We start from the raw sequence: 25,760 nt of genomic DNA, 5'->3' as shown, positions 1-25,760 counted from the left end.
GTCGAGCGTCATGCACGGGACGCACGATCAGGTCAATGACGCCCTGGACCGATTCCGCGGGTGGGCTGGCCATACCGGAGCGTCCATCGGTACCGTCGAAGTGGTGTTGAGCCCGACGGTCGATCGTCCGATCCGCGTCGCGCGCGCCGCGGTGTTCACGGTATTCGCGTTGAACGGCTTCCTGCTCGCCATGTGGGTGGTGCACATCCCGGTCGTCACCGACCGCACCGGCGTCGCGAAATCAACGCTGGGGATGTTCATCCTGCTGATGGCCGGTGCGGGCATCGTGGGAATGCGGCTGGCGGGTCCGCTCGCCGACCGATTGGGCAGCAGAACGCTGGTCGGCACGGCCGCGTGCATCGCCTCGGTGGCGGTGCTCGGGCCCGGCCTCGCCACCGGACCCGTCACCCTCGCCATCGCGCTGGCCTGCTTCGGTTTCGGCAACGGCGCGCTGGACGTCTCGATGAATACCCAAGCGGTGCATGTGGAACGGGCCTACCGGCGTCCGATCATGGCCGCGTTCCACGCCTTGTTCTCCGGCGGCGGCCTGCTCGGTTCGCTCGTCGGCGCCGCCACCCTCCGAGCTGGCTGTGATGTGCGACTGACGCTGGCGGCGGCCGCACTGGGCTGCGTCGCGCTGACGCTCGCTTTGGTACCGCACCTGCTTCGCGACACCACATTCGACGCGGAGACAGCGGTTGAGACGACGATTCACGGCGTCTCGGCCGGGCACGACACGCCTCTGCCCGAGCAAGGCGGGGAACTCGGCAAGCACGACACGACCCCACTCGAGCGAGAGACAGCCCTGCTCGATGTCCACCCCGAGCACGACATGACACCGGCCCGGCCCGACGGCGCACCGACCGGGTACGACGCCGCACCGGCGCTCGGCGAGCCCGACCCGAACACCTCGGAACACACCGCGCTCGCCACGGTTACCGACACCCGCGATCGCAGCCGAAAGGTGCTGGCGCTTGCGGCGATCGCTTTCGCATTGCTGCTGGCCGAAGGCGTAGCCGCCGACTGGAGCACGTTGCAGATGCGCGAGCATCTCGGCGCCGACGAGGCGACCGCGGCGCTCGCGTTCGGCGCCTTCTCCACCACGATGACGGTCGGACGTTTCGGCACCGACCGGGTCAGCCACGCGTTCGGCCGGGTGGCGGTGGTTCGCTACGGTGCGCTGATCGCGGCCGTCGGATTGGCCGTGATCATCGTGTCGCCGTGGGTTGCGCTGACGCTGCTCGGCTGGGCGATGGCCGGACTCGGACTCGCCGGCGGTGTTCCGCAAATCTTCACCGCCGCAGGCAATCTCGGTTCGGACACCGCCGCCACCGATATGTCCCGAGTATTCAGCGTCGGTTATCTCGGGCTGCTCGCCGGTCCCACGGTGATCGGCTGGCTCACCGCGGTGGTATCGCTGACCACGGCCATGGTGGTGCCGCTGGTGGCCATGCTGCTCTGCTGCCGATACGCGAGCGTCGTGGCCGCGCCGCGAAAACCTACTTGGGTGGCACCAGGCACAGCGTGATGGGTTCGGGCTTGGGGTAGACGATCGTGTCGTTCTCGGTCGCCTTCGACCCGCACGCGGATACGTCCGCGGTGCCGCGCACCACCCGGCCGATCTTGAAGTCCGCCGCCGCGCCACAGGCGACCTTGGTGCTGGCGCCGAGGAAGCCGCCGTCGATACAGTCGCCCTCCTTGACGTTCAGCCGCAGGCAGAGCGTGTATTCGTCGCCGCCGGTCTGGTAGTAGCTGGCGTAATCCTTGGTCGGGCACTCCGCGTTCGAGTCGTCGAGCCGTTGCGCCACCACGTAGTTGGCTTCCGAATCGGAGCAGTCCTTGATGGCGAACTCGGCCTTGACGGTGGTGCCGGACAACTTCGCGCATTGGCCGATCTCGATCTTCTCGCCATCGGAGCGCAGCACGGTCCGGCCGCCGACGATCAGGAGACCGATCACCACCACCGCGCCGAGCACGGCGAGAATCTTTCCGATTCCGCTACCGCCGCCGCGATTCTGCTGCGGTGGCGGCCCCGGCGGAGGGAAACTGCCGGCCGGGTTGCCGGGCTGCTGCGGCGGCGGGAACCCGCCCTGTGGCGGATACCCGACTTGCGGCTGACCGGGATATCCCGGCTGTGGATATCCCTGCTGCTGGCCCGGAAAGCCTTGGGGCGCCCCGGCCGGCGGCTGCTGCGGAAAGCCGGGCTGGCCGCCGGGCTGACCTGGATACGGATTGTTCGGTGGTGTGGTCATGGATCCCCTCCCCGAGTCTCGCGTGGTTCCGTCCGCACTGGGCGACGGGCGAACCCATGGAATCTAGCCGATGCGCACGGGTGCCGCCGCATGAGATATACCGCGTGGTCCACTTCTATCGCGGTGAACCGCCGCAACGACTTCGGCTCCACAAGGTCAGAGATACAGCCCCGGATTCACCGGATCTCGTGCGACGGCATCGATTCGAACGTCACCGTCACGCCGCACAACCAGCTCGGCGAGCGTCCCGCCGTCCGGGCCCGCGGTGGCGTCGCTGCCCTCCCTGACCAGCCATGCCGCCGCCTCCGCCGCGGACAGCCGCCCGATCTCGATCCGCGCCAGGCACCGCCCCGGCCGGGTCACCGCCGGGTGCAGCCGGGACAGATCCTCGTTGGTGGTGATGGCGACCAGCACGTCACGACCTTGGCCGAGCATGCCGTCGGTCAGGTTGAGCAGGCGGGAAAGCCCCTGGCCCGCAGCCTCTTTCGCTTCACCGCGGATCAGCTCGTCACAGTCTTCCAGGACGAGCATGCGCCAGCGGCGCTCGCCGCCGTCACCGTCGACGCCCGCGGCCACGTCCATCAGGTATCCAGGCTTGCCGAACATCACCTCGGGATCCAGCACGCAGTCGAACTGACACCAGGCACTCCAGGCCCGAGCCAATGCGCGCAGCGCGGTGGTCTTACCGGTGCCGGGAGGGCCGTGCAGCAGCACCAGTCGGCCACGCACGTCGTCGGCGGTGAGCGTCATCAGGTGATCCATCGCGGCGGCGACATCCCCCGAATAGTTGCCGCGTATCGCGGACCACTCGGGCGCGGAGATCGAACGAGCGCGCCGCTGCGGTCCGTGGCTGTGCAGATGCCAGAACCCCATGTCGACGGTCTCCCCCACCTCGGGTGGAGCGGCCGCGTCGCGGATCGCCTCGGCGAGCAGTTCGTCCGCGAGCGCGTCGGTGGCGGCGGTGACTTCGACCAGCGCCGATCCACCCGACCAGCGCACCGACCGCAACGACCACCCGGCGCCGACGACCAGGGTCGCTCCGCTGTCGTCGTCGCGCACGGTGCGCACCACACGACCCTGTGCTGGTCGCAGCGGCGCGTCGGGACGCACCCGCTCCAGATGCGCGGTGCGCGCGCACGGCTGGTCGCCGCGCAGGAACGGACCGAGCGCGAGGGCGTCGATCGCGTCGCGGACCGAGTAAGTGGAATCGATCGTGACGGTCCACGGCAGCCGCTCGGCGGGATCGACCGCGGGCTGCCCGGGACCGATCAACCGAAGAGGCTCATGACGTGCGGACACTTCGAGCATGATCCGGGGTGACAGTCCGCGGTGTCCATCGAATTACGCCGAACGCCCCTGCACCCGAGGACTCGGTGCAGGGGCGTTCGCGTCGAAACCGCCGGCCTACAAGACCTTCAGTTCTTCGGTGACTGCGCTGACAGACTTCTTGGCGTCGCCGAACAGCATGGAGGTGTGGTCGGCGTAGAACAGCGGGTTGTCGATACCGGCGAAACCACTGTTCATGGAGCGCTTGAGCACGATTACCGACTTGGCCTGGTCGACGTTGAGCACGGGCATGCCGTAGATCGGGCTGGCGGCGTCCTCGCGGGCGGACGGGTTGGTGACGTCGTTGGCGCCGATCACCAATGCGACGTCGGTCCGGTTGAATTCGCCGTTGATCTCGTCCATCTCCTTGAGCGCGTCATAGGAGACCTCGGCTTCGGCCAGCAGCACGTTCATGTGGCCGGGCATGCGACCGGCGACCGGATGGATGGCGTACTTGACCTCCACACCCTTCTTCTCCAGCAACTCGGCCATCTCCTTGACCGCGTGCTGAGCCTGCGCGACGGCCATGCCGTAGCCCGGTACCACGATCACCTGGTTGGCGTACGCCATCTGGATCGCGGCATCCGCGGCGGAGGTGGCCTTGGCCTGCTTCTGCTCACCACCGGCGCCGCCGACGGCCGCACCGCCGCCACCGAATCCGCCGGCGACGATGGCCGGGATGGACCGGTTCATCGCCTTGGCCATCAGGTTGGTGAGGATGGTGCCGGACGCGCCGACGATCATGCCCGCCACGATCATCGCGGTGTTGTTCAACGCCAAACCCGCGGCCGCGGCCGACAAGCCGGTCAGCGCGTTGAGCAGCGAAATGACCACCGGCATGTCCGCGCCGCCGATCGGCAGCACGACCATCAGGCCGAGCACACCCGCGAGCACCAGCACCGCGATCATCCACAGCTGCGACACCCCGTCACCGGTGGCGCCGCCGCCGATCACCACCGCCGCGGCGATCGCACCGAGCAAAAGCAGCAGGTTCAACGGTTGCTGGAGCTTGCCGATCCCGATCGGACGCCCGGGCAGGATCTCCTGCAATTTGCCGAACGCGATCAACGAACCCCAGAACGACACCGAACCGATGATCGCCGCGAACAGCGACCCGATCACGATGTGCACCGTCGGCTCTTCCTCGAAGTGCGAGAAGCCCTGGGAATTGATGAATTCCGACCACGCGATCAGCGCGACCGTGCCACCGCCGACACCGTTGAACGCGGCCACCAGCTGCGGCATCGCGGTCATCTTCGTGTACTTCGCGGGCGGAACACCCAGCACGACACCGACCACAAGACCGGCGATGATCAGAATCCAATTGCCGGTGTGGCGGACCGCGATCAGCGTCGCCCCCACCGCGATCGCCATGCCGACCGCCGCGATCAGGTTGCCGCGCACCGCGGTCTTCGGGCCGGTCAAGCCCATCAGACCGTAGATGAACAGCGCGAACGACAGAATGTAGAGGCCGTTGACCAGATAGGTCACATTGTCGAAGGTGTGCATCGTCAGTTACCCGCCTTCTCGACAGCAGCGGGCTTCTTGCCCTTGAACATGCCCAGCATGCGGTCGGTGACCACGAAACCACCGATGACGTTCAGGGTTCCGAACACCACCGCCACGAACAGGATCACCTGGGTCAGGATCGAGGGATCCTGCACGTTACCCAGCGTGACCAGGGCGCCGAGCACGACGATGCCGTGAATGGCGTTGGTGCCCGACATCAGCGGGGTGTGCAAGGTGTTGGGCACCTTGGAGATCACGGCGAAGCCGACGAACCCGGACAGCACCAGGATGGCGATATTCGCCAACAATTCGGTGTACATCAGCTCTCCACCTTCGCCTCGATCGCGTCCTTCGCCTCAGCCGGCTCCGCCACCTCGGCCGACTCCGCCACCTCAGCGGAGTCCACCGCCTCGGTCGCGTCGGCCGATTCGGTCACCTCGGTCGCAGCACGGGTGACGCAGGAATCGGCGAGCACCTGATCGCTGAAGTCCGGCGCGAGCTTGCCGTCCACCAGCATCAATTCCAGCAGCGCCGCGATGTTCTTCGAGTACAACTCGCTGGCGTGCTCGGGCATGGTCGCGGGCAGGTTCAACGGCGAGGCGATGGTCACCTCGTGCTTTACTACGGTCTCGCCCGGCTCGGTCAGCTCACAGTTGCCGCCGGTCTCTCCGGCCAGGTCCACGATCACGCTGCCCGGCTTCATGCCCTGCACCGCCGCGGCGGTCACCAACCGCGGCGCGGGACGGCCGGGCACCAACGCGGTCGTGATCACCACGTCGAAACCCTTGATCGCGTCCTCGAGCGCCTGCTGCTGGGCGGCCTTCTCCTCCTCGGTCAGCTCACGCGCGTACCCGCCCTCCCCGACGGCATCGATGCCCAGATCCAGCCACTGGGCCCCGACCGAACGCACCTGATCGGCCACCTCCGGTCGCACGTCGTATCCGGTGGTGCGTCCGCCGAGACGCTTGGCGGTGGCCAGGGCCTGCAACCCGGCCACGCCCACACCCAGCACCAGCACCGTCGCGGGTTTCACCGTGCCCGCCGCGGTGGTGAGCATCGGGAAGAAGCGGGTCGACTCCGAGGCGGCGAGCAGCACGGCCTTATAACCGGCCACGTTCGCCTGCGACGACAACGCGTCCATCACCTGCGCGCGCGAAATCCGCGGGATCGCCTCCACCGCGAATGCTTGCACCCCCGCCGCTTTCAGCGCACCGATCTGATTCTCGGCGTTGCGCGGCGCCAGGAATCCGATCAACGTCTGCCCCGACGACAGCTTGCCCACCTCGTCGTCACTGGGCGGGGCCACCTTCACGACCACATCCGCCGACCACGGATCCCCGATCGAGGCACCCGCCTCCACATAGGCGCTATCGGGAATCAGCGCACCGAGCCCGGCACCGGACTCGACGACAACCTCCACACCTTGCTTGGTCAGGCTCGGAATGATCTTCGGCACCAATGCGACACGGCGTTCTCCCGCGGCGGATTCGCGGACGACTCCGACACGCGCGCCACGCGGCGATGGATCGCCTACGCTCTGCGTTGTCTCCACTTGTCAGACTTCCTTCTCGTACTGAGCTTCAGGCAACGAGTAGACGACCGGGCGATGTTACTGTCGAGTAGGTTCGCCCAAATCCTCGCAACTGTACCTGGCTCGCGGTGAGCGTAGCTGAGATGCCCGTCACACACGCCGGACGGATCGCGCCGCTACGCTGGATTCCCCGGTCGTCGCGGAGCGGGCGGCCGACTGCCGAACCGCGGTCTACTCGTTTTTCCTCTCGCTGTGTGATCGTGGTCTCCCCAGGTGAACCCGGCAAGACCGTACGGAAAAGTCCCTTACTTACCCCGAGGTTCGACAACTGGTCAGGGCCTCGGCGTGTCGCCGGATAGTGACGTGCGTCATGCTCGATCGGCACACGGGGGTGTTCCGACCGGCTCGTACGCCGTATGGTCCAGCGTGTGAACGACTGCGTCTTCTGCCGCATCGTGGCAGGCGAGGCTCCGGCGGCCAAGGTGTACGAGGACGACACGCTCTGCGCGTTCCTCGACATCCGCCCGGTCGCCCGCGGGCACACGCTGGTGATCCCCAAGCGGCACGCGGCCGAGTTGGAGGACCTCGATGCCGAACTCGGCGCGCAGATCTTCCGGGCCGGACATCGGCTGGCGCTGGCCATCCGCCGCAGCAGCCTCGCCGCGGACGGCGCCAATCTGGTTCTGAACGACGGCATCGCCGCGTTTCAGACAGTCCCGCACGTCCACCTGCACGTGATCCCCCGCCGGCACGGCGACACGCTCCGGTTCGCCAAAGGTTTTCTGCTGCGGCGTCCGCACGACCCGGTCACTACCGCCGCCGCCATCCGGGATGGCATCGCGGCACTGGACAACGAGGGCGAAGGCCCGGAAAAGGAAACCGACGGATGACCGAGACGCTGGACCGCACCGCGCGGATCAGCCTGCTGTCGCAGCAGTGGGACGCGATCGAAGCGCTGGTCGCCCCGCTGGGCGAGGACGGCTGGCGCACCCCATCGGCGCTGCCCGGCTGGACGGTGTTCGACATCGTCGCCCACGTCATCGGCACCGAGTCCTGGCTGCTCGGCGATCGTCCACCCGCACACGACCCGACCAGAGCCAAGACCGATGTGCGCACGCTTCCTTACGTGCGCAATGAGACCGCGGTGCTCAACGAGATCTGGGTGGACCGGCTGCGCGCGCTGTCCGGCGCCCGGCTGCTCGAGCTCTACCGCGACGTCATCGACCGCAGGCGAGCGGCACTCGCGGCGATGGGCGACGCCGCGTGGGCGAAGGAAACCGTGTCGCCGATCGGTCAGATCAGCTACGGCCGGTTCATGCGGGTGCGGTTGTTCGACTGCTGGACGCACGAACTCGACATCGCCGACGCACTCGGCGTGCGGGTCGAGGAGGGTGGGCCGCGCGGCGAGCTGGCGTTCGCCGAGTTCGCGCTCGGCATTCCGCGCGTGGTGGCCAAGAAGGGCGAGGCGCCCGAGGGCGCGCGGATCGCCTTCACGCTGACCGGTCCGCTGGCCAGGACGCTGCGTATCCAGGTGGCGGGCCGGGCGAACTACGTGGACGCGTTCGACCAACCCGCCACGGTCGAGATCGGCATGGGCTCGGGGCTTTTCGTGCGGTTGGGCTGCGGCCGGACGAAGGCCGAGGAGCACCTCGACGAGATCAGCATCGACGGCGACGCCGAACTCGGGCAACGCCTGCTTCGCCACCTGGCCTTCACCCTCTGACCCCCGTGCGCCTCTTTCTGTCCAGCTACCGTTTCGGGGCGCACCACGACCGGCTGGTCACGCTCGCCGGGCCGCCGGCCCGGGTCGCGGTGATCGGCAACGCTTGCGACGCATGGCCCGCCATGCGAGCGTCGGCTATCACCAGCGACTTGGTGCCGTTGCGCAAACTCGGATATGCCCCGGAGGAGATTGATCTGCGCGACTTCGTCGGCCGTACCGCGGAACTCGAACGCCGTCTGGCCGAGTTTCCCCTCGTGTGGGTGCGGGGCGGCAACACCTTCGTTCTGCGCGCCCAATTCGCCCGCAGCGGAGCGGATCTCGCGCTCACCCGGCTACTCGCCGACGACGCCCTTGCCTACGCGGGTTACAGCGCGGGCGCGTGTGTGCTCACGCCGGACCTGCACGGACTGGAGACACTCGACGACCCGGCCGAGGTCGCCCCCGCGTCCGGCATCGAACCACAATGGGACGGACTGAATTTGGTCGATCGCGCGATCATCCCGCACATTGATTCCCCCACCGACCCGGACGGCGCGTGCAACCGCCTCGCCGCACGCTACCGCGCCGAGGCCATCGCACACTGGGCGCTCACCGACGACGACGCGATCGTCATCGATGGCCCACGCACCGAGGAGCTGATCACCTCGTCCGGCCGATGACCAGCCCGGCCAGTGGCACATGGCGGCGGCGAAACGCGAGAAGGTCACACGGTGGTGTGCCACTCGTCAGTGGGACTGGCGCTCGGGCCTGAGGCGTGGTTCCGGCTGGACAGTGCGGCGGAAGACTATCCAGCGCATGGCGCTGTACATGTAGACCGCCTCGCAGCCGCCGGCCAGTAGCCGGGACAGGTGGTATTCCATGCCCAGCGCGGTCAGCCCGCTGCCGACGCCGAGGATGAACGAGAGGTAGTTGATGACGACCACCACGACGTACACGGCGGCCTGCCTGCCGACCGGCGCGTGCGAATGGAAGTTGAAGGTGCGGTTCAGCACGAAGCTGAGGCCGAACGCGCACACATACGCCACGGTCACCGACAGCCAGACCGGCAGACCGAACCAGCCGTGCAGGAGAGTGAGCAGCACCAGGTCGACGCCGAAGGTGAAGCTGTTGATCAGCGCGAAGCCCAGGAAGGTCGGCGGGACGACACGATCCAGCCCGAAAGGCAACCTGGCCACGACGGCCTCGCACCAGCGGGTGAATCGATCAGCGATCGTGTCGGCGGTCTCGGACAGCTCGTGCACGCGGCCAGCTTGCCAGCGGCAGGTGTCCGTCAGATGAGCAGCCGGAGACCGGGCGGTAGCTCAGCGGATCCGCGCCTGGGGTCCGCCCGCCGCATGATCCGGCATGCCCGCACCACGTCGCAATCCGATCGGCACCGTCAGCAGTGCTCCAACCTGGAGCACTGCTCGGGTGTCACCGTTCGGGCACCGGCGGCATCCAGGCTTCCCGCCCGCTACACGCTGAGCACACGGCCGATCGGCGAATATCGGGCATAGGGAGCTAGCGTGAAGATGTGGACCTGGAAGACCTGATCGCCTGTCTCCCCGAAGGCGCGGTGCTCACCGACGCCGATCTGCTCGCGAGCTACCGGCAGGACTGGGCGCGTGATCCGGACGCGGGCACCGCCCTGGCCGTGGTACGCGCCACCAGCACCGAGGACGTGGCCGCGACGCTGCGGTGGGCCAGCGCCCACCGCGTGCCGGTGACCCCGCGGGGCGCTGGGTCCGGTCTGTCCGGCGGCGCGACGGCCGTCGACGGCGGGATCGTGTTGAGCACCGAGCGGATGCGCGCGATCACGGTCGATCCGGTCACGCGGACCGCGGTCGTGCAGCCGGGCTTGCTCAACGCGGAGGTCAAGCGCGCGGTCGCCGAACACGGCCTGTGGTACCCGCCCGATCCGTCGTCGTTCGAGATCTGCTCGATCGGCGGCAACGCCGCGACCAATGCGGGCGGCCTGTGCTGCGTGAAGTACGGCGTGACCACCGACTATGTGCTCGGCATGAAGGTCGTCCTCGCCGACGGCACCGTCGTGCGGCTCGGCGGCCCGCGACTGAAGGACTCGGCGGGGTTGTCACTGACCAAGCTGTTCGTCGGCAGCGAGGGCACGCTCGGGGTGATCACCGAGCTGACCTTGCGGCTGCTGCCCGCGCAGCCGCCACAGAGCACGGTCGTCGCGAGCTTCGGCACGCTTACCGCCGCCATCGAGGCGATCTTGACGATCACCGGCGAACTCCGGCCGTCGATGCTCGAGTTCATGGACTCGGTGTCGATCAACGCCGTGGAGGACGAGTTGCGGATGGGCCTGGACCGCACGGCGGCCGCGCTGCTGGTCGCGCGGTCGGACGCACCCGGCGAATTCGCCCGTCGCGAGGCGGAAATCATGGCCACGGCCTGTGAGAAGGCAGGCGCTACCGAGGTTTTCCACACCGACGACCCTGCCGAGGGCGAAGCTTTCGCTGCCGCGCGGCGTTTCGCGATTCCCGCCGTGGAGAAACTCGGCCCCCTGCTGCTGGAGGATGTCGGCGTCCCGCTGCCCCGGCTCGGCGACCTGGTGACCGGCATCGCCGAGATAGCCGAGCGCAATGCGGTCACGGTGTCGGTGATCGCGCACGCGGGTGACGGCAACACCCATCCGCTGATCGTGCACGACCCGTCCGACGCGGACCACAGCGCCCGAGCGCACCGCGCCTTCGGCGAGATCATGGACCTGGCCATCGCCCTCGGCGGCACCATCACCGGCGAACACGGCGTCGGCCGGTTGAAGAAGGCCTGGCTGCCCGATCAGCTCGGCCCCGACGTGATGGCCCTGACCCGGCGCATCAAGGACGCCCTCGACCCCAACGGCATCCTCAACCCCGGCGCGATCCTGTAACGGCCCCGCCGGAACATTCCCCACCGCCAAGGAGTTCTACCCCATCATGACGACCAGGCTCGAACACAACGTCGCCGACACCCGTTTCGAGATCTACATCGACGACACCCTCGCCGGGTACGCCGACTACGCCGAGAACGCCGACACCAAAGTCCGCGACTTCCACCACACCCTGACCTTCCCCGAATTCCGCGGCCACGGCATCGCCGCCCAGGTCGTCGGCTACGCCCTCGACGACTCCCGCAAAGCGGGCTACTCCGTCATCCCCACTTGCTGGTACGTCGAGAAGTACATCACCGAACACCGCGAATACGCCGACCTGGTCGGTTAGTTCGGTCACGTCACGGCTCGAGGAACAGACGTTCACAGCGCAGGCGGGGTAGCCCGGCGGTGCCGCCGAGAACCACAGCAACTGTGTCTGGGTGCCGCTTGGCCCGCCACTCTCGGACGAAGACATGCGCCGCCGTTTCGCACGCCACTACGTCGAACCGCATGCCGCATATGGACAACCGCAGGTGAAAATCTGGTTCGTCGGGTTTGGGAGACTCCTTCAATGGCGAGTCTTCCGTCGTATGCAGTCAGCAACCACGTCGAGAACTACGGACCCTGAGGGCCGGAACCGGTCAGCCGGGGCCTCGATCCACCGACGCAACAGGCTCCGCTGATCTCGTGGCGACGGCAGGGCAATCTCCCCTCCGATGGGCACTACTGAAACCACATCGCGAGCCGTTGCCCCACCCAAGGTGCGCGCGGATCACCGAGCGGAGTGAAATGGCGGCCCGCGGATGCTTGACGAGAAGGACGGGAGTTTCGGCCCGGTCCGGTTCGACGCCACAATCTGAGCCGACAGCTCGTACTCAACTGGATGCGCAACGCCCACAGCAGCTCGTCGTTCGCATCACAGCCTCTTGCCCAAGGTATGCGGATCGTGAGGTAACCCGATGACAAGCGAGGACAACAACTTCGCCCGCGCGCGATTGGCTGCGGGCGCATTGTTCGTGAAGGGGGACGCCGTGCTGCTGATACACAAGACATACGGCAGCGGCTGGGATATTCCAGGCGGCTACGTGGAGCCAGGTGAAGCGCCCGCAGTGGCCTGCCACCGCGAAGTCCGTGAGGAACTCGGAATTGACCGTGCCCCACAACGACTGCTCGTGCACGACTGGGCGCCGAGCCCGGGCGATGGCGACAAGATTCTCTATGTGTTCGACTGCGGCGAACTCGGCAATGAAGAAGCCATCAATCTTCAGCCATCCGAACTCGACCGCTGGGACTGGGTTCCGGTCGACAAGCTCGATGACTATGCGATCCCACGTCTGGTCCGCCGACTACGACAGGCCCACGCCGCCCACAGCCAGTGCCGCACCACCTACCTCGAACATGGTGAGCCCGCGCCGTGAAACCGAGATAGGGGCATCGGCGACCGCCTCAACTACGGTCGAACACGCACCGGATCGGTTCGGTGGAACGCGATCGGCGGGATGTCCGAGGCCTGATGCGCCCTCGAACATCCCGTATCGACGGAATCAGCGCAGCAGCGCGCGGGACATGACCAGGCGCTGGATCTGGTTGGTGCCCTCGTAGATCTGGGTGATCTTGGCGTCGCGCATCATGCGCTCCACCGGGAAGTCGGTGGTGTAACCGGCCCCGCCGAACAGCTGGACGGCGTTGGTGGTGACTTCCATGGCGACGTCGGAGGCGAAGCACTTGGCGGCGGCGGAGATGAAGCCGAGGTTCTTCTCGCCGCGCTCGGCGCGGGCGGCCGAGCTGTAGACCATGAGGCGGGCGGCCTCGATCTTCATCGCCATGTCGGCGAGCATGAACTGGGTGTTCTGGAAGTCGGCGATCGACTTGCCGAACTGCTTGCGGTCCTTGGTGTAGGCGATGGCCGCGTCCAGTGCGCCCTGGGCGAGGCCGACGGCCTGCGCGCCGATGGTCGGGCGGGTGTGGTCGAGGGTCTGCAGCGCGGTCTTGAAGCCGGTGCCCGGTTCGCCGACGATGCGGTCACCCGGCACCCGGCAGTTCTCGAAGTACAACTCCGCGGTGGGCGAGCCCTTGATGCCGAGCTTGTGCTCCAGCGGGCCGACCACGAAGCCCTCGTCGTCCTTGTGCACCAGGAACGCCGAGATGCCGTTGGCGCCCTTGTCCGCGTCGGTCACTGCCATCACGGTGTACCAGGAGGACTTGCCGCCGTTGGTGATCCAGCACTTGGAGCCGTTGATGATCCAGTCGTCGCCGTCCTGCTTGGCCCGGGTGCGCATGCTGGCCGCGTCGGAACCGGCCTCGCGCTCGGAGAGCGCGTAGGAGGCCATCTCGCCGTTGACGATGTCGGCCAGCACCTTCTTCTTCAGCTCCTCGGAGCCGTTCAGGATCAGGCCCATGGTGCCGAGCTTGTTGACCGCGGGGATCAGCGAGGAGGAACCGCACACCCGGGCGACCTCTTCGATCACGATGCAGGTGGCCACCGAGTCGGCGCCCTGACCGCCGTACGCCTCGGGCACGTGCACGGCGTTGAAGCCGGAAGCGTTGAGCGCGGTCAGTGCCTCTTCGGGGAAGCGGGAGTTGCCGTCGACGTCCTTGGCGTGCGGGGCGATCTCCTTCTCCGCGAGCGCACGGATCGCCTCGCGCAGCTCATCGTGGAAGTCCTCGAGCTTGAACAGGTCGAAATCGGGGTTTCCCGCCATCGGGCTCACTCCTGGTCGTCGGTGATGATCGCTGATATCCGCCAGCACATCGGCACTCAGTGCCACTTTGTCACCGAGTATACCCACATATACGCCAGCTACGTGCTGATAAACCGTGGCACTCAGTGTCAGATTGGTCGCATTCCGGACGGGTTCAGAGCGTACCGAGCTTGCGGAGGAGCAGATCGGCGACCTGTCTGGGCGGTGCGTCCCGGGGAAACACGGCGACGACCAGCTCATCGGCGTTCGCCGTGCGCCTGGCGCCGCGCGGAATCGCGGCCAGCTCTACCCGCAGATCGGTGGCGCCCGCGTCCGACTCGCCGCGCACCATCCGGCGCAGCAGATAGTTGTGCGTCGCCGTCACGGCCGCGGTGAACTGCACCCGCGCCAGATCCGGGACATCGGGCAGCCGTTCACGCAGGTAGTCGGTGAACAACCGCTCGTAGCGGAACACCGTGACGATCTCCCGCTCACGCAGCGCGGGCACCCGGCGCACCACCTGATACCGCCGCGCCGCGATATCCCGCCACTGCGTGAATCGCTCGAACACCTGCACCACCGCCGAGCACACCGCCTCCCACGGGTCCTCGCGCGACGCGGATAGGAACTCGGCCGCCTGGGCCAACTGCGACTCGTGATCCGCGAAGATCACATCCTCTTTCGACCGGAACTGCCGGAAGAACGTCCGCCGCGAGATCCCGGCCGCCTCCGCGATCTCGTCCACAGTCGTCGCCTCATACCCCTTCTCGGCGAACAACCGCAGCGCCTGATCCACAACAGTGAGCCGGAAATAGGCGGTGTCGTCGTTGCCCCGCAGCCGAGCGATATCCCCTGTAGTCACGAACTAACCGTAGTCAGGGGACGCCCCGCGGGTTTCCACCCTATGGAGACGTTTCGTTTATTTCGGAAGATTCGTATACTTCGATTAGGAGGTGGCCACGATGGCGAAGATTCAAGCCGCAAAGCGTGCCGAGCCCGGAGCGATCGATGCCGAGGTCGCGGCCCGCGCCCTGCGCAGGATCAAGGACTACCTGATGCGGCACCCTGCGGAGCAGACGATCCGGGTGTCTCCTGAGCACGCTGGTGATGATGCTCTGATCCTGCCGCGCGAGTCGGTCAGTCTGCTGGCGTTCATCCTGGCGCAGGCCGCCGAAGGACGCGGTATCACCGTGGTGCCCTCGCACGCCGAACTCACCACGCAGCAGGCGGCGGACATGCTGAACGTGTCAAGGCCTTACGTGGTGACTCTGCTGGAGGCAGGCGAGATTCCGTTCCGTCTGGTCGGCCGACATCGCCGGATTCGTTACGACGACTTGAAGCAGTATCAGCTGCGAACCGAGGCAAAGGGCCGAGCCGCAATGGACGAGCTGGCGAAACTCGGCCAGGATCTCGGCATCTGACCATGGCCTTCGTTGTCGTGTACGACGCCAATGTGCTGTACGGCAATACCCTCCGGGACCTGCTGATCCGCCTGGCGCGATCAGGGGCCGTACAAGCAAAGTGGACTGATCGAATCCTCGATGAGGCACTGAGCAACCTGTCCGCGAAGCGACCGGACATCCCATCCGAGAAGTTGGCCCGCCTCCGCACGCTGATGAACGCCGCCATCCCAGACTGCCAAATCTACGGCTACGAACCCTTGATCGAGGGGTTGAAGCTACCGGACCCTGACGACCGGCACGTCCTCGCGGCGGCAATCGCAGCAGGCGCACAGGTCATCGTCACATCGAACTTGGCGGACTTCCCGACCGATGCATTGGCACCGTGGCACATCGAGGCAAAGAGCCCGGACGATTTCCTGCTGGACCAGATCGATCTGGATGACCGAGTGGTGTGGGCGTGCATTCAGCAGATTGCCGACTCCCGCATCAATCCACCGGAATCCATCCAGGATATCCTGGACGCCCTGGAAAACGCCGGGCTGGTGGAGGCGGTCGCGAGCTTGCGTGCGGGCGGTCGCGACCGTTGATCCGAAACCGGGTCAGCCCAGGAGCTTGGTGCGCAAAGCGTCGTCCTTGTCCAGGACCATCTGTTCCAGTCCGGCCTGGAACTGTTCCATGCGGGTGCGCAGGGACGGGTCGTGGGCGGCGAGGATGCGCGCGGCCAGCAGGCCCGCGTTGCGGGCGCCGCCGATGGAGACGGTGGCGACGGGGACGCCTGCGGGCATCTGGACGATGGACAGCAGCGAATCCATGCCGTCGAGGTACTTCAGCGGGACCGGGACGCCGATCACCGGGAGCGGCGTGGCCGAGGCGACCATGCCGGGGAGGTGAGCCGCGCCGCCAGCGCCCGCGATGATCACTTTCAGGCCGCGGCCCACGGCCTCGCGCGCGTAGTCGAGCATGCGCTGCGGGGTGCGGTGCGCCGAGACGACGCCCACCTCGAAGCGAATCCCGAACTCCGCCAACGCTTCCGCCGCGGCCTCCATGGTGGGCCAGTCGGAGTCGCTGCCCATGATCAGGCCGACCGACGGGGTCACGGCCTCTGCTTCACTCATGCGGATCCCATCCATCGGTCCAAACCGCGTGCGACATCCAGTGCGCCGCCCGCTCGGCCTTCTCCCGAACTTCGGCCACGTCGTCGCCGAGAACGTTCACATGCCCGATCTTGCGATCGGGACGCTCGCCCTTGCCGTACAGATGCACCTTCGCCTCGGGCATCCTGGCGAACAGGTGGTGCAACCGCTCGTCCATCGACATGGCCGGGGCCTGCGCCGCGCCGAGAATATTGGCCATCACCGTGACGGGCGCCAGCGGCGCGGTGTCGCCGAGCGGGTAGTCGAGCACGGCGCGCAGATGCTGTTCGAACTGGCCGGTGCGGGCGCCGTCCATCCCCCAGTGCCCGGAATTGTGCGGCCGCATGGCCAGCTCGTTCACCAGCAGTTCGCCGTCGGTGGTCTCGAACAGCTCCACCGCCATCACGCCGACCACACCGAGTTCCTTGGCGAGATTCAGCGCCATGGTCTCCGCCGCGGCAGCCGTGTCCTCCGGCAGACCGGGGGCGGGCGCGATCACCACCGCGCACTGCCCGTTGCGCTGCACGGTCTCCACCACCGGCCAGGTCGCCGCCTGCCCGAACGGCGAACGCGCCACCATCGCCGACAGCTCCCGCTTCAGGTCGACCTTCGCCTCGGCGAGCAGCTGGACGCCGTGTGCGAGCTGATCGCTGACGACCGCCTCGGCCGCCTCGGCGGATTCGGGCATCCACACACCGCGACCGTCGTAACCGCCGCGCACCGCCTTCAGCACGATCCGCCAGTCGTGCTTCTGACCGAAGCGCACCGCGTCGGCGACCGAGGTGACCGGCGTGAAGGCGGGCACGGGCAGCCCGAGCTCGCTCAGCTTGGTGCGCATGGCCAGCTTGTCCTGCGCGTAGACCAGCGCTCGCGGCGGAGGCTGCACGCTGACCCCGTCGGCGACCAGCGCCGCCAAGTGCTCGGTCGGCACGTGCTCGTGGTCGAAGGTCAGCGCGTGCGAGCCGACCGCGGCCTTGCGCAGCGCGGTCAGATCGGTGTGGCTGCCGAGCACCACATCCGGGCTCACCTGCGCGGCCGGGTCATCGGGGTGCTCGGCGAGCACGCGCAGCCGCTGGCCCAGCGCGATGGCCGCCTGGTGGGTCATGCGCGCGAGCTGGCCACCACCGATCATGGTGACGGTGGGCATGGCCGATGGATCGAAGGAACGAGCGCTCACGTCGGACCATATTGTCATGTCCGGCGCAAATGATCGGGACCGGTACACTCCGGTCTTGTGTCATTCGTCGACGACGTGGTCAGCGTCCTTCCCAAGCCGCTGCAAGATATCGCATACCGGCATCGGGAACTGATCAAGTTCGCGATCGTAGGCGCGACCACGTTCGTCATCGACAGCGGCATCTTCTACGCGCTGAAGTGGACGGTGCTGGCGGAGAAGCCGGTGACCGCCAAGATCATCTCCGGCGTCATCGCCGTGATCGCCTCCTACATCCTCAACCGGGAGTGGTCGTTCAAGAACCGGGGCGGACGCGAGCGCCATCACGAAGCGCTGCTGTTCTTCGGCGTCAGCGGCGTCGGCGTCGTCCTGGCCTTCACGCCATTGTGGATTTCCAGCTACATCTTCGACCTGCGGCAACCCAACGTGAGCTTCACGGTGGAGAACATCGCCGACTTCATCAGCGCGTTCATCATCGGCAACCTGCTGCAGATGGCCTTCCGGTTCTGGGCGATGCGCCGCTGGGTCTTCCCGGACGAAATGAGCGAGCTGGAGGCGGAATTCGTGGATCTGGTGGAAGAGGAACTCGGCCGCAGCTGAGTCATCTCGGCTCGGGCACCACCGCTGGTGGACGAAACTTCGAGGACCCGAGGAACACCGCGAACAGCGCGGGCCTGCGCCGCTGCAATTCCAGCCGACCGCCGTCGGCCTCGACCAGGGCCCGCGCCAGCGCCAGCCCCACACCCGTCGAACCGCCCGCGGAGAATCCCCGGTCGAAGATGTGCGGCGCCAGCTCGTCGCGCACGCCGTGGCCCTCGTCGGCGACCTCGACACACACCAGCGGCTCGCGGTCGGCTCCCGGCCACACCGACCGCACCGACACCGTGCAGGTCCCGCCGCCGTGCATGAGCGCGTTGTCCACGAGCACCGCCACCGCCTCGCGCAACCGCGAACCCGTGATCGGCGCGCGCAGCGATTCGTCGCCGGTCAGCGTGAGGGTGCGGCCCGCCTCGGTGAACGGGTGGGTCCATTCGGCCACCACGCCGCGCAATTCGGCCATCACCGGCACCGGGTCGCGGTCGGCCGCGTCCTCGTCGCGGGACGCGCGCACCAAGTCGTCGATCGCTTCGGTGAGCCGGTCCACCTGGGCCATCGCCTCCTCGGCCTCGTGCACCACCTCAGGATCAGCGTGCGCGGACAGCTCGTCGAGGCGCAGCCGCACGGCGGTCAGCCTGCTGCGCAACTGATGCGAGACGTCGGCGACCAGCGCGTGTTCGCGCTGCAGTCGCCCGGCGATCTCCACGGTCGCGGAGTCGAGCACGTCGGAGACGCGATCCAGTTCGGCGATACCGTGCCTGCGTGAATCGGGCCGGAAATCGCCCATCGCCAGCCGCGCGGCGCGCGCCGCGACGTCGCGCAGCGGATCGGCGACCCGGCGAGCGGTGACCACCGCCACCGAGACTGCCGCGCCCAGCGAGGCGAGCACCGCGAGCGCGACCACCGCGACCGCTTGGCGCTGCATGGCGTGCATCGGCGCCGAGGGCACCTCCAGACGCAGTGACCCGGACGTGCCCATCGACAGCGACTCGACCAGCGGGTCGGGCACCTCGGCCACCCCGAGGTCGCGGCGGGAGGCGTTGTCCGCGGGCGCAGGATAGACGATGGTCAGTCTGCTGTTCTCGGGCACCAGCGGCGCCACCGACCTGGTGTCCAGCTCGCCGAGCACCATCCCATCGCCGTGCTCCTGCGCGATGATCTCCGCGGCGATCCGGTCCAGCCGGTTTTGCAGGTCGTTGCGGGTGATGTCCTCCACCCACAGCCACGCCGTGTAGATCAGCGGCACGCCGAGCACCACCGTCGTGAGCGTCAGTACGGTGAGCATCGAACGCAGGATGCGGCGGCGCATGTCAGTCGGTGTTCAGCCGGAACCCGACACCGCGGACGGTGACGATGCGCCGTTCGGCCATCGGCCCCTCGTCGCCGATCTTGCGGCGCAGCCAAGACATGTGCATGTCCAGGGTCTTGGAACCGCGCAGCTCGGCGTCGCCCCACACCTCGCGCAGGATGGTCTCCCGCGCCACCACCTGGCCCGCCCGATCGATCAGCACCTTGAGCAACTCGTATTCCTTGTTGGCCAAACCGATTTCGACGCCGTTGACCAGCACCCGCCGCGCCGCGGGCTCCAGGCGGATACCGCCGACCTCCACCGTGTCGTCACCGATTCCGCTGCGCCGCAACAACGCTCGCACGCGGGCGAGCAGTTCGGCGAGCCGGAACGGCTTACCGACGTAGTCGTCGGCGCCCGCGTCCAATCCGACCACGAAGTCCACCTCGTCGGTGCGCGCGGTGAGCATCAGCACGGCCAGATCCGCGCCGCGGGCACGCACCTGACGGCACACCTCCAGCCCGTCCATGCCGGGCAGGCCGAGGTCGAGAATGAGCAGATCGTGGCCGCCCTCCAGCGCTCGCCGCAGCACGGCGGGACCGAAACTCTCGACGGTCACCGAGTACCCCTCGCGGCCGAGCGCGCGCGACAGCGGAGCGGCGATGGCCTCGTCGTCCTCGGCCAGCAGTACGGCGGTCATACGCCCAGGTTACGGGCTCACCGGTAGCTGCGGCGGTCGTCCCAGCGATCGTCGTGCCCGTTGTGCTGGCGTTCGACCTCGAACACCTGGTGATACAGCAGCGAATGCACCTGCTGGACGGACGGGATGTCGTCGTACTCCAACGGCTCGGAGGAGGACGATTCGATGATCAGCGTTCCGGTGCCGAGCAACCTGTCGAACAGGCCGTGCCGGAACTGGACACTGGAGATCCGGCTCATCGGGATGTCTATGCCGCTGTGGGTGATCACGCCCTGGCGCACCAGCACTCTGCGGTCGGTAACGATGAAATGCGTCGACTTCCAAGTGATTATCGGTGCGACACAACGCCATAGGAGAATTCCCAGGTACACCACGAGCACCGTGATCAGCAACGCGGAGCGCGCGGTCCCCTCGGCTTTGCGCGAGATCAGTCCCGCCGCGAAACCGGCGAGTGCGGTGGCGACGATCAGCGTCACGATCGGCCAGAAGAGCATTTTCCAATGCGGATGACGATGAAGCATCAGCCGTTCGTCGGGCGCCAGGACATCCTCCGGATAACCCATGCCACGAACACTACCGGGTGCGGATGCCGGAAAGGCGCACACCGCAGCGCGTCATGCTGCACAATCGCCCGCCTGCGTGTGACGATTCCTCGGCGGTTGCTCGCCGCCGATCCGGCTCTGTGCCGACGTGCACCGCACAACGCTCGGTTGCCCGGTCGAGCAGCTCGTCGCTACCGCGCTTTCCGCATTGTGACGCTTGCCGTTTCGGCGGTCACTGCCCCACGCGCAGGTGCGTGACGTCTGCCGCCGACACCGCTTCACCGCCGATGAGCAGGCGACCGGAATCGTCGATGTCGTCGGCGACGCCGGTCAGCGTCCGGCCGCCGGGCAGTTCGGCACGAACCTGGGTGCCGATCGTCGCGCACCGCTCGCGATAGGCGGCGGCCAGCTCGCCGATCCTCCAGTCGTCGTCACGCCAGGCGGAGAAACGACGGGCGAACTCGGTCAGCAGCGAACGGACGAGCACGGTGCGATCGGTCTGTTCCGCCCCGGCCAGGACGAGCGACGTGGCGTGCGGCACCGGTAGTTCGGCTTCAGTGAGACTCACGTTGACCCCGACGCCGACCACCACCGCCGGCACACCAGCGCCCACCGCGACCTCGGCGAGGATGCCCGCGACCTTGCGGCCATCGATCAGCACGTCGTTGGGCCATTTGAGCTCGGCGGGCACGCCCGCGGTCGCCCGCAGCGCGTCGACCACGGCCACGCCGGTCAGCAGGGACAGCCAGCCGAGCGTGGCCGGGTCGATTCCGCGCAACCGCACCAGCACCGACATCGAGATCTGCGCCCGCGGCGGGCTGACCCAGGTCCGCGCGTGCCGGCCGCGCCCCTGCTCCTGTGCCTCCGCCAAGAGAACCGCGTGGTCGGCGCCCGGCTCGGCCGCGCGCGCGATCAGGTCCGTGTTCGTGGACCCGGTCGACTCCACCACGTGGATCTGCGAGAAGAACGACAGCTCGGGCGACTCGATGACGCTGCGCCGTAACTGCTCTGCATCCAACGGTGGCCTCTGCATACCGGCAGGCTACCCGCCGGGCGAGGCGCTACCCGGCCAGGTCGAACTCGCCGATGAACGGGTCGCCCGCCGCCGCGCCGACCCCATCGCCTTCCGCGGACCGCTCCTCCGTGGTGGTCTCGGCCCAGCACTCGGGCTCGCCGTACTTCGGCTCGGTCTCGGCAGGCTGCGTGGTCCACGCCGCGGCGGCGGCGTATTCGGCGAAGGTCTTGCTCCATTGCCACATGACGGGCTCCTCCCCTGAGCTCGAAAATCCGTCGCTGCCAGGCTATCCGGACACGACCGGCGGGCGATACTCATTTTCCGCCCTCCGACCCGGCGACCGACCAGGAAGTTCGTCTCCTGATATATGATCTAGCTGCGGTTTTCTACTCGCCGGTAGGCGGACTCGGTTACGGAGAAGCACTGCCACTGGTTACACTCCGGAGCCATGACGAGTGTCCAGCAGCAGCCCGCCTCAGGACCGGCGGACTCCCCCGATATCCACACCACCGCCGGGAAGCTGGCTGACCTGCGGAATCGGCTGGAAGAGGCCAAGCACCCGATGGGTGAGGCCGCGGTCGACAAGGTGCACGCGAAGGGCAAGATGACCGCCCGCGAGCGCATCCTCGCCCTGCTGGACGAGGGTTCCTTCGTCGAACTCGACGCGCTGGCGCGCCACCGCAGCGTCAACTTCGGCCTGGAGAACAACCGCCCGCTCGGCGACGGCGTGGTAACCGGCTACGGCACCATCGACGGCCGCGACGTGTGCATCTTCAGCCAGGACGTCACGGTGTTCGGCGGCAGTCTCGGCGAGGTCTACGGCGAGAAGATCGTCAAGGTGATGGACCTGGCCCTGAAGACCGGCCGCCCGCTGATCGGCATCAACGAGGGCGCGGGCGCGCGTATCCAGGAGGGCGTGGTCTCCCTCGGCCTCTACGGCGAGATCTTCCACCGCAACATCCAGGCCTCCGGCGTGATCCCGCAGATCTCGTTGATCATGGGCCCGGCCGCGGGCGGTCACGTGTACTCCCCGGCGCTGACCGACTTCGTGGTGATGGTCGACGGCACCAGCCAGATGTTCGTCACCGGCCCGGACGTCATCAAGACGGTCACCGGCGAGGACGTCACCATGGAGGACCTGGGCGGCGCGCACACGCACATGGTGAAGTCCGGCGTGGCGCACTACGTCGCCTCGGGCGAGCAGGACGCGCTGGACTACGTCAAGGACCTGCTGTCCTACCTGCCGAGCAACAACCGCGCCGAAGCGCCGCGGTTCCCGGCCACCGACCCGATCACCGGCGCCATCGAGGACTCGCTCACCGAGGAGGACCTCGAACTCGACACGATCATCCCGGACTCGCCGAACCAGCCCTACGACATGCACGAGGTGATCCGTCGCCTGCTCGACGACGACGAGTTCCTCGAGGTGCAGGCCGAGCGCGCGATGAACGTCATCGTCGGCTTCGGCCGGATCGATGGCCGCAGCGTCGGCATCGTGGCCAACCAGCCCACCCAGTTCGCGGGCTGCCTGGACATCGACGCCTCGGAGAAGGCCGCCCGTTTCGTGCGTACTTGCGACGCGTTCAACATCCCGATCATCACCCTGGTCGACGTTCCCGGCTTCCTGCCCGGCACTGGACAGGAGTACAACGGCATCATCCGGCGCGGCGCGAAGCTCCTCTACGCCTACGGCGAGGCCACTGTGGGCAAAATCACGATCATCACCCGGAAGGCCTACGGCGGCGCCTACGACGTCATGGGGTCCAAGCACATGGGCGCCGACGTGAACCTCGCCTGGCCGACCGCGCAGATCGCCGTCATGGGCGCTTCCGGCGCCGTCGGATTCGTCTACCGCAAGCAGCTGCAGCAAGCCGCCAAGGAGGGCGGCGACGTCGATGCGCTGCGGCTCGAGCTGCAGAACGAGTACGAGGACACGCTCGTGAACCCGTACATCGCCGCCGAGCGCGGATACGTCGACGCGGTCATCCCGCCGTCGCACACGCGGGGCCAGATCGTGTCCGCGCTGCGACTGCTCGAACGCAAGATGGTGACCCTTCCGCCGAAGAAACACGGCAACATTCCGCTGTGATCGAGCGATACCCTCGTTGGGCCGCGCACCACGTACAGAGACGCAATGAGTGAATCCGAGGATGATTGGTTCATCCGTAAACAGTCGGAAAATGGGAACAGCCTGACCAGGTGATCATCCTGATCGAGGCACAGAGAGGATCTGGCACTGTGACGACCGTGGCAGAAGAAGATGTGTTGACCGCCGTCGAACTGGATCTCGCAGTCGACCCGCTCACGGACGAGGTCGGTGCGGCCACCGACCCGGACGCGGCCGCGCTACCCGCCGAAGCCACCGCGGAGCCGTTCTTCCGTGTCGTGAAGGGCTCGCCCACCGACGAGGAACTCGCCGCGCTGCTGTGCGTGCTGTCCGCCGTCGCGAGCGATGCCGCGTCGACGGGCCCGTCCGGCCCTCCGGACGGGTGGGGCCGCCCGACGCTGATGCATCGTGGCACTTCGCCGTTCTCCCCGTACGCCTTCCCGCAGCTGTCCCACCTGCGCGGGTGACCCATCTGATTCTCGCTTCCGCGTCGCCTGCCCGCCGGGAGGTTCTCCGCTCGGCGGGCATCGACCCGATCGTCCGGGTTTCCGCCGTGGACGAAGACGCTGTGGCCGCCGCCCTCCCCGAGCGCACACCACCGCAGGTAGTCGTGGTGGAGCTGGCACGGGCCAAAGCGGATGCCGTAGCCGCCGACATCCCCGAGTTCGCCGCCGACTGCGTTGTGGTGGCTTGCGATTCGATGCTGCTCGTCGACGGCGAGCTCCAAGGCAAACCGCACACCCCCGAGGTCGCTCGCGCCCGCTGGGGCGACATGGCCGGGCGCAGCGCGGATCTTGTGACCGGCCACTGCGTCGTGCGGCTCCAGGGCGGTCAGGTCACCGCAGAAGCGGTCGACTGCAGCAGCACCACCGTGCATTTCGCCAAGCCGGAGCCGGACGAGCTGGACGCCTACATCGCCACCGGTGAACCGCTTCAGGTGGCGGGCGCGTTCACCCTGGACGGACTCGGCGGCTGGTTCGTCGATCGCATCGACGGCGACCCGTCCAGCGTCATCGGCATCGGGCTACCACTGCTGCGCCGACTGCTTGGCGACGTTGGGATCAGCGTTACGCAGTTGTGGGGCCACACGGCCTGAGGGCGCGGGGAACGCCTCCGCGTCGCCGCCAGGAGGCACCGTGGCCGCCTCTTGGGTTTTCTCGCGGGACGCGGCGATCAGTTCCAGTCGGGCCACGCACAACTCCGGCTCGACGAACGGATGCAGCCGGACATCGATCTCGCCGCGCGCGCCGCCCCGCTCCAGCACCTCTTCGATCAGACCCAAGTGCACGCCGCACACCACCTCGGAATGCGTTCGCGCGAGTTCGCGCAGCGGACACGCCGTCAACCGGATCAGCGCCTTGTCCCCGGTCTCCGAGGAAGGATCGCGTTCGGGCGCGAAGCCGAGTTCCGACATCAGCGTCATGGTGACGTCCTTGGCGTCCTCCAGCGATTCGACCCGGTGCTCACCGATATCGACCTTGGACCCCCACGCTCGGCCCGCCGCGACGGCGGCCTCCGCTCTGCGCCGCGGGTCGGGCCCCAACTGGTCGGCGAGCACCTGCGCCAAGTCCTGATAGCCGACCGATCGCTGCACCGCGCTGTAGCCGATACGCGGACGCCCGCGACCGCGCGGCGGCTGCTGGAATTGCCGGACGAGGGATTCCCTGGTGAGCACGTCCAGATGGAACCGGACCGTGGTGACGTGCTGTCCGGTGATCCTGGCCAGCTCCTGAGCGTCGAGAGGCTCGCTGGCGCCACGTAGGATCGCGAGCAGTCGCCGCCGCGGCCAAGAATCGGACATAGCTCACCCCTCCTCCCGGGAGACTTTATCGGATCTAGGTGCAATTTATTCGCCCCTCATCCGATTTGTGATCTGAAACGAGAGTCACTGTCGTCTCATACCTACCATCGCTGTGAGACTTCCC

28 protein-coding genes and 1 pseudogene are annotated in these 25,760 nt (G+C 67.5%); 13 read left to right on the top strand and 16 right to left on the bottom strand.

All coding sequences use genetic code 11. The features are described 5' to 3' along the window. Positions 1 to 10 precede the first annotated feature (10 nt). Positions 11 to 1,528, top strand: a complete 1,518-nt coding sequence (locus AB0M45_RS10335; RefSeq protein WP_364325416.1) for an MFS transporter — start codon at positions 11 to 13, stop codon at positions 1,526 to 1,528. Here AB0M45_RS10335 and AB0M45_RS10330 read toward each other — a convergent pair. From AB0M45_RS10330 to AB0M45_RS10310, 5 genes are all read right to left on the bottom strand, one after another. Beyond that, positions 1,500 to 2,252, bottom strand: a complete 753-nt coding sequence (locus tag AB0M45_RS10330) for a hypothetical protein (RefSeq protein ID WP_364325413.1) — start codon at positions 2,250 to 2,252, stop codon at positions 1,500 to 1,502. The genes AB0M45_RS10335 and AB0M45_RS10330 overlap by 29 nt on opposite strands. Positions 2,253 to 2,408: 156 nt before the next feature. Next, positions 2,409 to 3,560, bottom strand: a complete 1,152-nt coding sequence (locus AB0M45_RS10325; RefSeq protein WP_364325410.1) for a DUF5925 domain-containing protein — start codon at positions 3,558 to 3,560, stop codon at positions 2,409 to 2,411. A 96-nt stretch (positions 3,561 to 3,656) separates the two neighbouring features. Beyond that, positions 3,657 to 5,087: an NAD(P)(+) transhydrogenase (Re/Si-specific) subunit beta gene (locus AB0M45_RS10320; protein WP_364325407.1), complete on the bottom strand. Its 1,431-nt coding sequence runs from the start codon at positions 5,085 to 5,087 to the stop codon at positions 3,657 to 3,659. 2 nt (positions 5,088 to 5,089) lie between these two features. Beyond that, positions 5,090 to 5,407, bottom strand: coding sequence for an NAD(P) transhydrogenase subunit alpha (locus AB0M45_RS10315; RefSeq protein WP_364325404.1), 318 nt, complete (start codon positions 5,405 to 5,407; stop codon positions 5,090 to 5,092). Further along, positions 5,407 to 6,639 carry a Re/Si-specific NAD(P)(+) transhydrogenase subunit alpha gene (locus tag AB0M45_RS10310; RefSeq protein ID WP_364325401.1) on the bottom strand — a complete coding sequence of 411 codons (1,233 nt, stop codon included), beginning with the start codon at positions 6,637 to 6,639 and terminating at the stop codon, positions 5,407 to 5,409. The genes AB0M45_RS10315 and AB0M45_RS10310 overlap by 1 nt, the downstream gene beginning before the upstream one ends. Before the next feature lie 407 nt (positions 6,640 to 7,046). On the opposite strand from AB0M45_RS10310, the gene AB0M45_RS10305 reads away from it, so the two are divergent. The 3 genes from AB0M45_RS10305 to AB0M45_RS10295 are packed head-to-tail and all read left to right on the top strand — an operon-like array spanning position 7,047 to position 9,000. Then, positions 7,047 to 7,508, top strand: coding sequence for an HIT family protein (locus tag AB0M45_RS10305; protein ID WP_364325398.1), 462 nt, complete (start codon positions 7,047 to 7,049; stop codon positions 7,506 to 7,508). Continuing rightward, complete coding sequence (locus AB0M45_RS10300; RefSeq protein ID WP_364325395.1) at positions 7,505 to 8,341, top strand: maleylpyruvate isomerase family mycothiol-dependent enzyme; 837 nt, start codon at positions 7,505 to 7,507, stop codon at positions 8,339 to 8,341. Before AB0M45_RS10305 ends, AB0M45_RS10300 begins: the two co-directional genes overlap by 4 nt. 5 nt (positions 8,342 to 8,346) lie before the next feature. Further along, positions 8,347 to 9,000, top strand: a complete 654-nt coding sequence (locus AB0M45_RS10295) for a Type 1 glutamine amidotransferase-like domain-containing protein (protein ID WP_364325392.1) — start codon at positions 8,347 to 8,349, stop codon at positions 8,998 to 9,000. A gap of 66 nt (positions 9,001 to 9,066) precedes the next feature. Here the strand turns inward: AB0M45_RS10295 and AB0M45_RS10290 are convergent, their stop codons facing one another. After that, positions 9,067 to 9,582 (bottom strand): GtrA family protein, encoded by a 516-nt coding sequence (locus AB0M45_RS10290; protein ID WP_364325389.1) that lies wholly within the window; start codon positions 9,580 to 9,582, stop codon positions 9,067 to 9,069. A gap of 272 nt (positions 9,583 to 9,854) precedes the next feature. Here AB0M45_RS10290 and AB0M45_RS10285 point away from each other — a divergent pair, with 272 nt between their 5' ends. The 3 genes from AB0M45_RS10285 (at position 9,855) to AB0M45_RS10275 (ending at position 12,613) form a co-directional block, all read left to right on the top strand. Then, complete coding sequence (locus AB0M45_RS10285) at positions 9,855 to 11,213, top strand: FAD-linked oxidase C-terminal domain-containing protein (RefSeq protein ID WP_364325386.1); 1,359 nt, start codon at positions 9,855 to 9,857, stop codon at positions 11,211 to 11,213. 46 nt (positions 11,214 to 11,259) lie between these two features. Further along, the gene (locus AB0M45_RS10280) at positions 11,260 to 11,544 is read left to right on the top strand and encodes a GNAT family N-acetyltransferase (RefSeq protein ID WP_364325383.1); all 285 of its coding nucleotides are present in this window, start codon (positions 11,260 to 11,262) and stop codon (positions 11,542 to 11,544) included. A gap of 610 nt (positions 11,545 to 12,154) precedes the next feature. After that, complete coding sequence (locus AB0M45_RS10275) at positions 12,155 to 12,613, top strand: NUDIX hydrolase (protein WP_364325380.1); 459 nt, start codon at positions 12,155 to 12,157, stop codon at positions 12,611 to 12,613. A gap of 126 nt (positions 12,614 to 12,739) precedes the next feature. Here AB0M45_RS10275 and AB0M45_RS10270 read toward each other — a convergent pair whose 3' ends face one another. Together AB0M45_RS10270 and AB0M45_RS10265 are read right to left on the bottom strand one after the other, a co-directional pair. Further along, on the bottom strand, positions 12,740 to 13,897 hold the full coding sequence (locus AB0M45_RS10270) for an acyl-CoA dehydrogenase (RefSeq protein WP_195129998.1): 1,158 nt from the start codon (positions 13,895 to 13,897) through the stop codon (positions 12,740 to 12,742). 154 nt (positions 13,898 to 14,051) lie between these two features. Further along, on the bottom strand, positions 14,052 to 14,738 hold the full coding sequence (locus AB0M45_RS10265; protein WP_364325376.1) for a TetR family transcriptional regulator: 687 nt from the start codon (positions 14,736 to 14,738) through the stop codon (positions 14,052 to 14,054). A gap of 100 nt (positions 14,739 to 14,838) precedes the next feature. On the opposite strand from AB0M45_RS10265, the gene AB0M45_RS10260 reads away from it, so the two are divergent. Continuing rightward, the gene (locus AB0M45_RS10260) at positions 14,839 to 15,297 is read left to right on the top strand and encodes a helix-turn-helix domain-containing protein (protein ID WP_364325373.1); all 459 of its coding nucleotides are present in this window, start codon (positions 14,839 to 14,841) and stop codon (positions 15,295 to 15,297) included. Between the two features lie 2 nt (positions 15,298 to 15,299). Further along, positions 15,300 to 15,866, top strand: coding sequence for a PIN domain-containing protein (locus tag AB0M45_RS10255; protein WP_364325370.1), 567 nt, complete (start codon positions 15,300 to 15,302; stop codon positions 15,864 to 15,866). 12 nt (positions 15,867 to 15,878) lie between these two features. On the opposite strand, the gene purE is transcribed toward AB0M45_RS10255, so the two are convergent. Further along, on the bottom strand, positions 15,879 to 16,394 hold the full coding sequence (gene purE / locus AB0M45_RS10250) for a 5-(carboxyamino)imidazole ribonucleotide mutase (protein ID WP_364325367.1): 516 nt from the start codon (positions 16,392 to 16,394) through the stop codon (positions 15,879 to 15,881). Continuing rightward, positions 16,387 to 17,607, bottom strand: coding sequence for a 5-(carboxyamino)imidazole ribonucleotide synthase (locus AB0M45_RS10245; RefSeq protein WP_364325364.1), 1,221 nt, complete (start codon positions 17,605 to 17,607; stop codon positions 16,387 to 16,389). The genes purE and AB0M45_RS10245 overlap by 8 nt, the downstream gene beginning before the upstream one ends. 39 nt (positions 17,608 to 17,646) lie before the next feature. Between AB0M45_RS10245 and AB0M45_RS10240 the strand changes: the two are divergent. Next, a pseudogene (locus AB0M45_RS10240) lies at positions 17,647 to 18,126 on the top strand (GtrA family protein); the annotation flags it as partial. Positions 18,127 to 18,187: 61 nt separating this feature from the next. On the opposite strand, the gene AB0M45_RS10235 reads toward AB0M45_RS10240, so the two are convergent. The 5 genes from AB0M45_RS10235 to AB0M45_RS10215 all read right to left on the bottom strand — a co-directional run bounded on the left by AB0M45_RS10235 (position 18,188) and on the right by AB0M45_RS10215 (position 21,972). Then, positions 18,188 to 19,492: a HAMP domain-containing sensor histidine kinase gene (locus AB0M45_RS10235; RefSeq protein WP_364325361.1), complete on the bottom strand. Its 1,305-nt coding sequence runs from the start codon at positions 19,490 to 19,492 to the stop codon at positions 18,188 to 18,190. Between the two features lies 1 nt (position 19,493). Next, positions 19,494 to 20,171, bottom strand: coding sequence for a response regulator transcription factor (locus tag AB0M45_RS10230; protein ID WP_364325359.1), 678 nt, complete (start codon positions 20,169 to 20,171; stop codon positions 19,494 to 19,496). Between the two features lie 17 nt (positions 20,172 to 20,188). After that, complete coding sequence (locus AB0M45_RS10225; RefSeq protein WP_364325356.1) at positions 20,189 to 20,734, bottom strand: PH domain-containing protein; 546 nt, start codon at positions 20,732 to 20,734, stop codon at positions 20,189 to 20,191. 211 nt (positions 20,735 to 20,945) lie between these two features. Then, a complete protein-coding gene (locus AB0M45_RS10220) occupies positions 20,946 to 21,746 on the bottom strand; it encodes a biotin--[acetyl-CoA-carboxylase] ligase (RefSeq protein ID WP_364325353.1) in 801 nt (266 codons plus the stop codon). Between the two features lie 28 nt (positions 21,747 to 21,774). Further along, positions 21,775 to 21,972, bottom strand: coding sequence for a hypothetical protein (locus tag AB0M45_RS10215; RefSeq protein ID WP_364325350.1), 198 nt, complete (start codon positions 21,970 to 21,972; stop codon positions 21,775 to 21,777). A gap of 204 nt (positions 21,973 to 22,176) precedes the next feature. Between AB0M45_RS10215 and AB0M45_RS10210 the strand changes: the two genes are divergently transcribed. The 3 genes from AB0M45_RS10210 to AB0M45_RS10200 all read left to right on the top strand — a co-directional run bounded on the left by AB0M45_RS10210 (position 22,177) and on the right by AB0M45_RS10200 (position 24,931). Further along, positions 22,177 to 23,817 carry an acyl-CoA carboxylase subunit beta gene (locus AB0M45_RS10210; protein ID WP_364325347.1) on the top strand — a complete coding sequence of 547 codons (1,641 nt, stop codon included), beginning with the start codon at positions 22,177 to 22,179 and terminating at the stop codon, positions 23,815 to 23,817. A gap of 149 nt (positions 23,818 to 23,966) precedes the next feature. Then, entirely contained in the window at positions 23,967 to 24,302 is a 336-nt protein-coding gene (locus AB0M45_RS10205; protein ID WP_364325344.1) for an acyl-CoA carboxylase subunit epsilon, read from the top strand. After that, positions 24,299 to 24,931, top strand: a complete 633-nt coding sequence (locus tag AB0M45_RS10200; protein ID WP_364325341.1) for a Maf family nucleotide pyrophosphatase — start codon at positions 24,299 to 24,301, stop codon at positions 24,929 to 24,931. The genes AB0M45_RS10205 and AB0M45_RS10200 overlap by 4 nt, the downstream gene beginning before the upstream one ends. Here AB0M45_RS10200 and AB0M45_RS10195 read toward each other — a convergent pair. Beyond that, positions 24,860 to 25,636, bottom strand: coding sequence for a transcriptional regulator (locus AB0M45_RS10195; RefSeq protein ID WP_364325337.1), 777 nt, complete (start codon positions 25,634 to 25,636; stop codon positions 24,860 to 24,862). The genes AB0M45_RS10200 and AB0M45_RS10195 overlap by 72 nt on opposite strands. Between the last annotated feature and the right edge of the window lie 124 nt (positions 25,637 to 25,760).

It is taken from the genome of Nocardia sp. NPDC051787 (assembly GCF_040681325.1).
Taxonomy (GTDB): Bacteria; Actinomycetota; Actinomycetes; order Mycobacteriales; family Mycobacteriaceae; genus Nocardia.
Note: the sequence above shows the minus strand (reverse complement) of the source record. Positions and strands in the feature narration are given on the sequence as shown.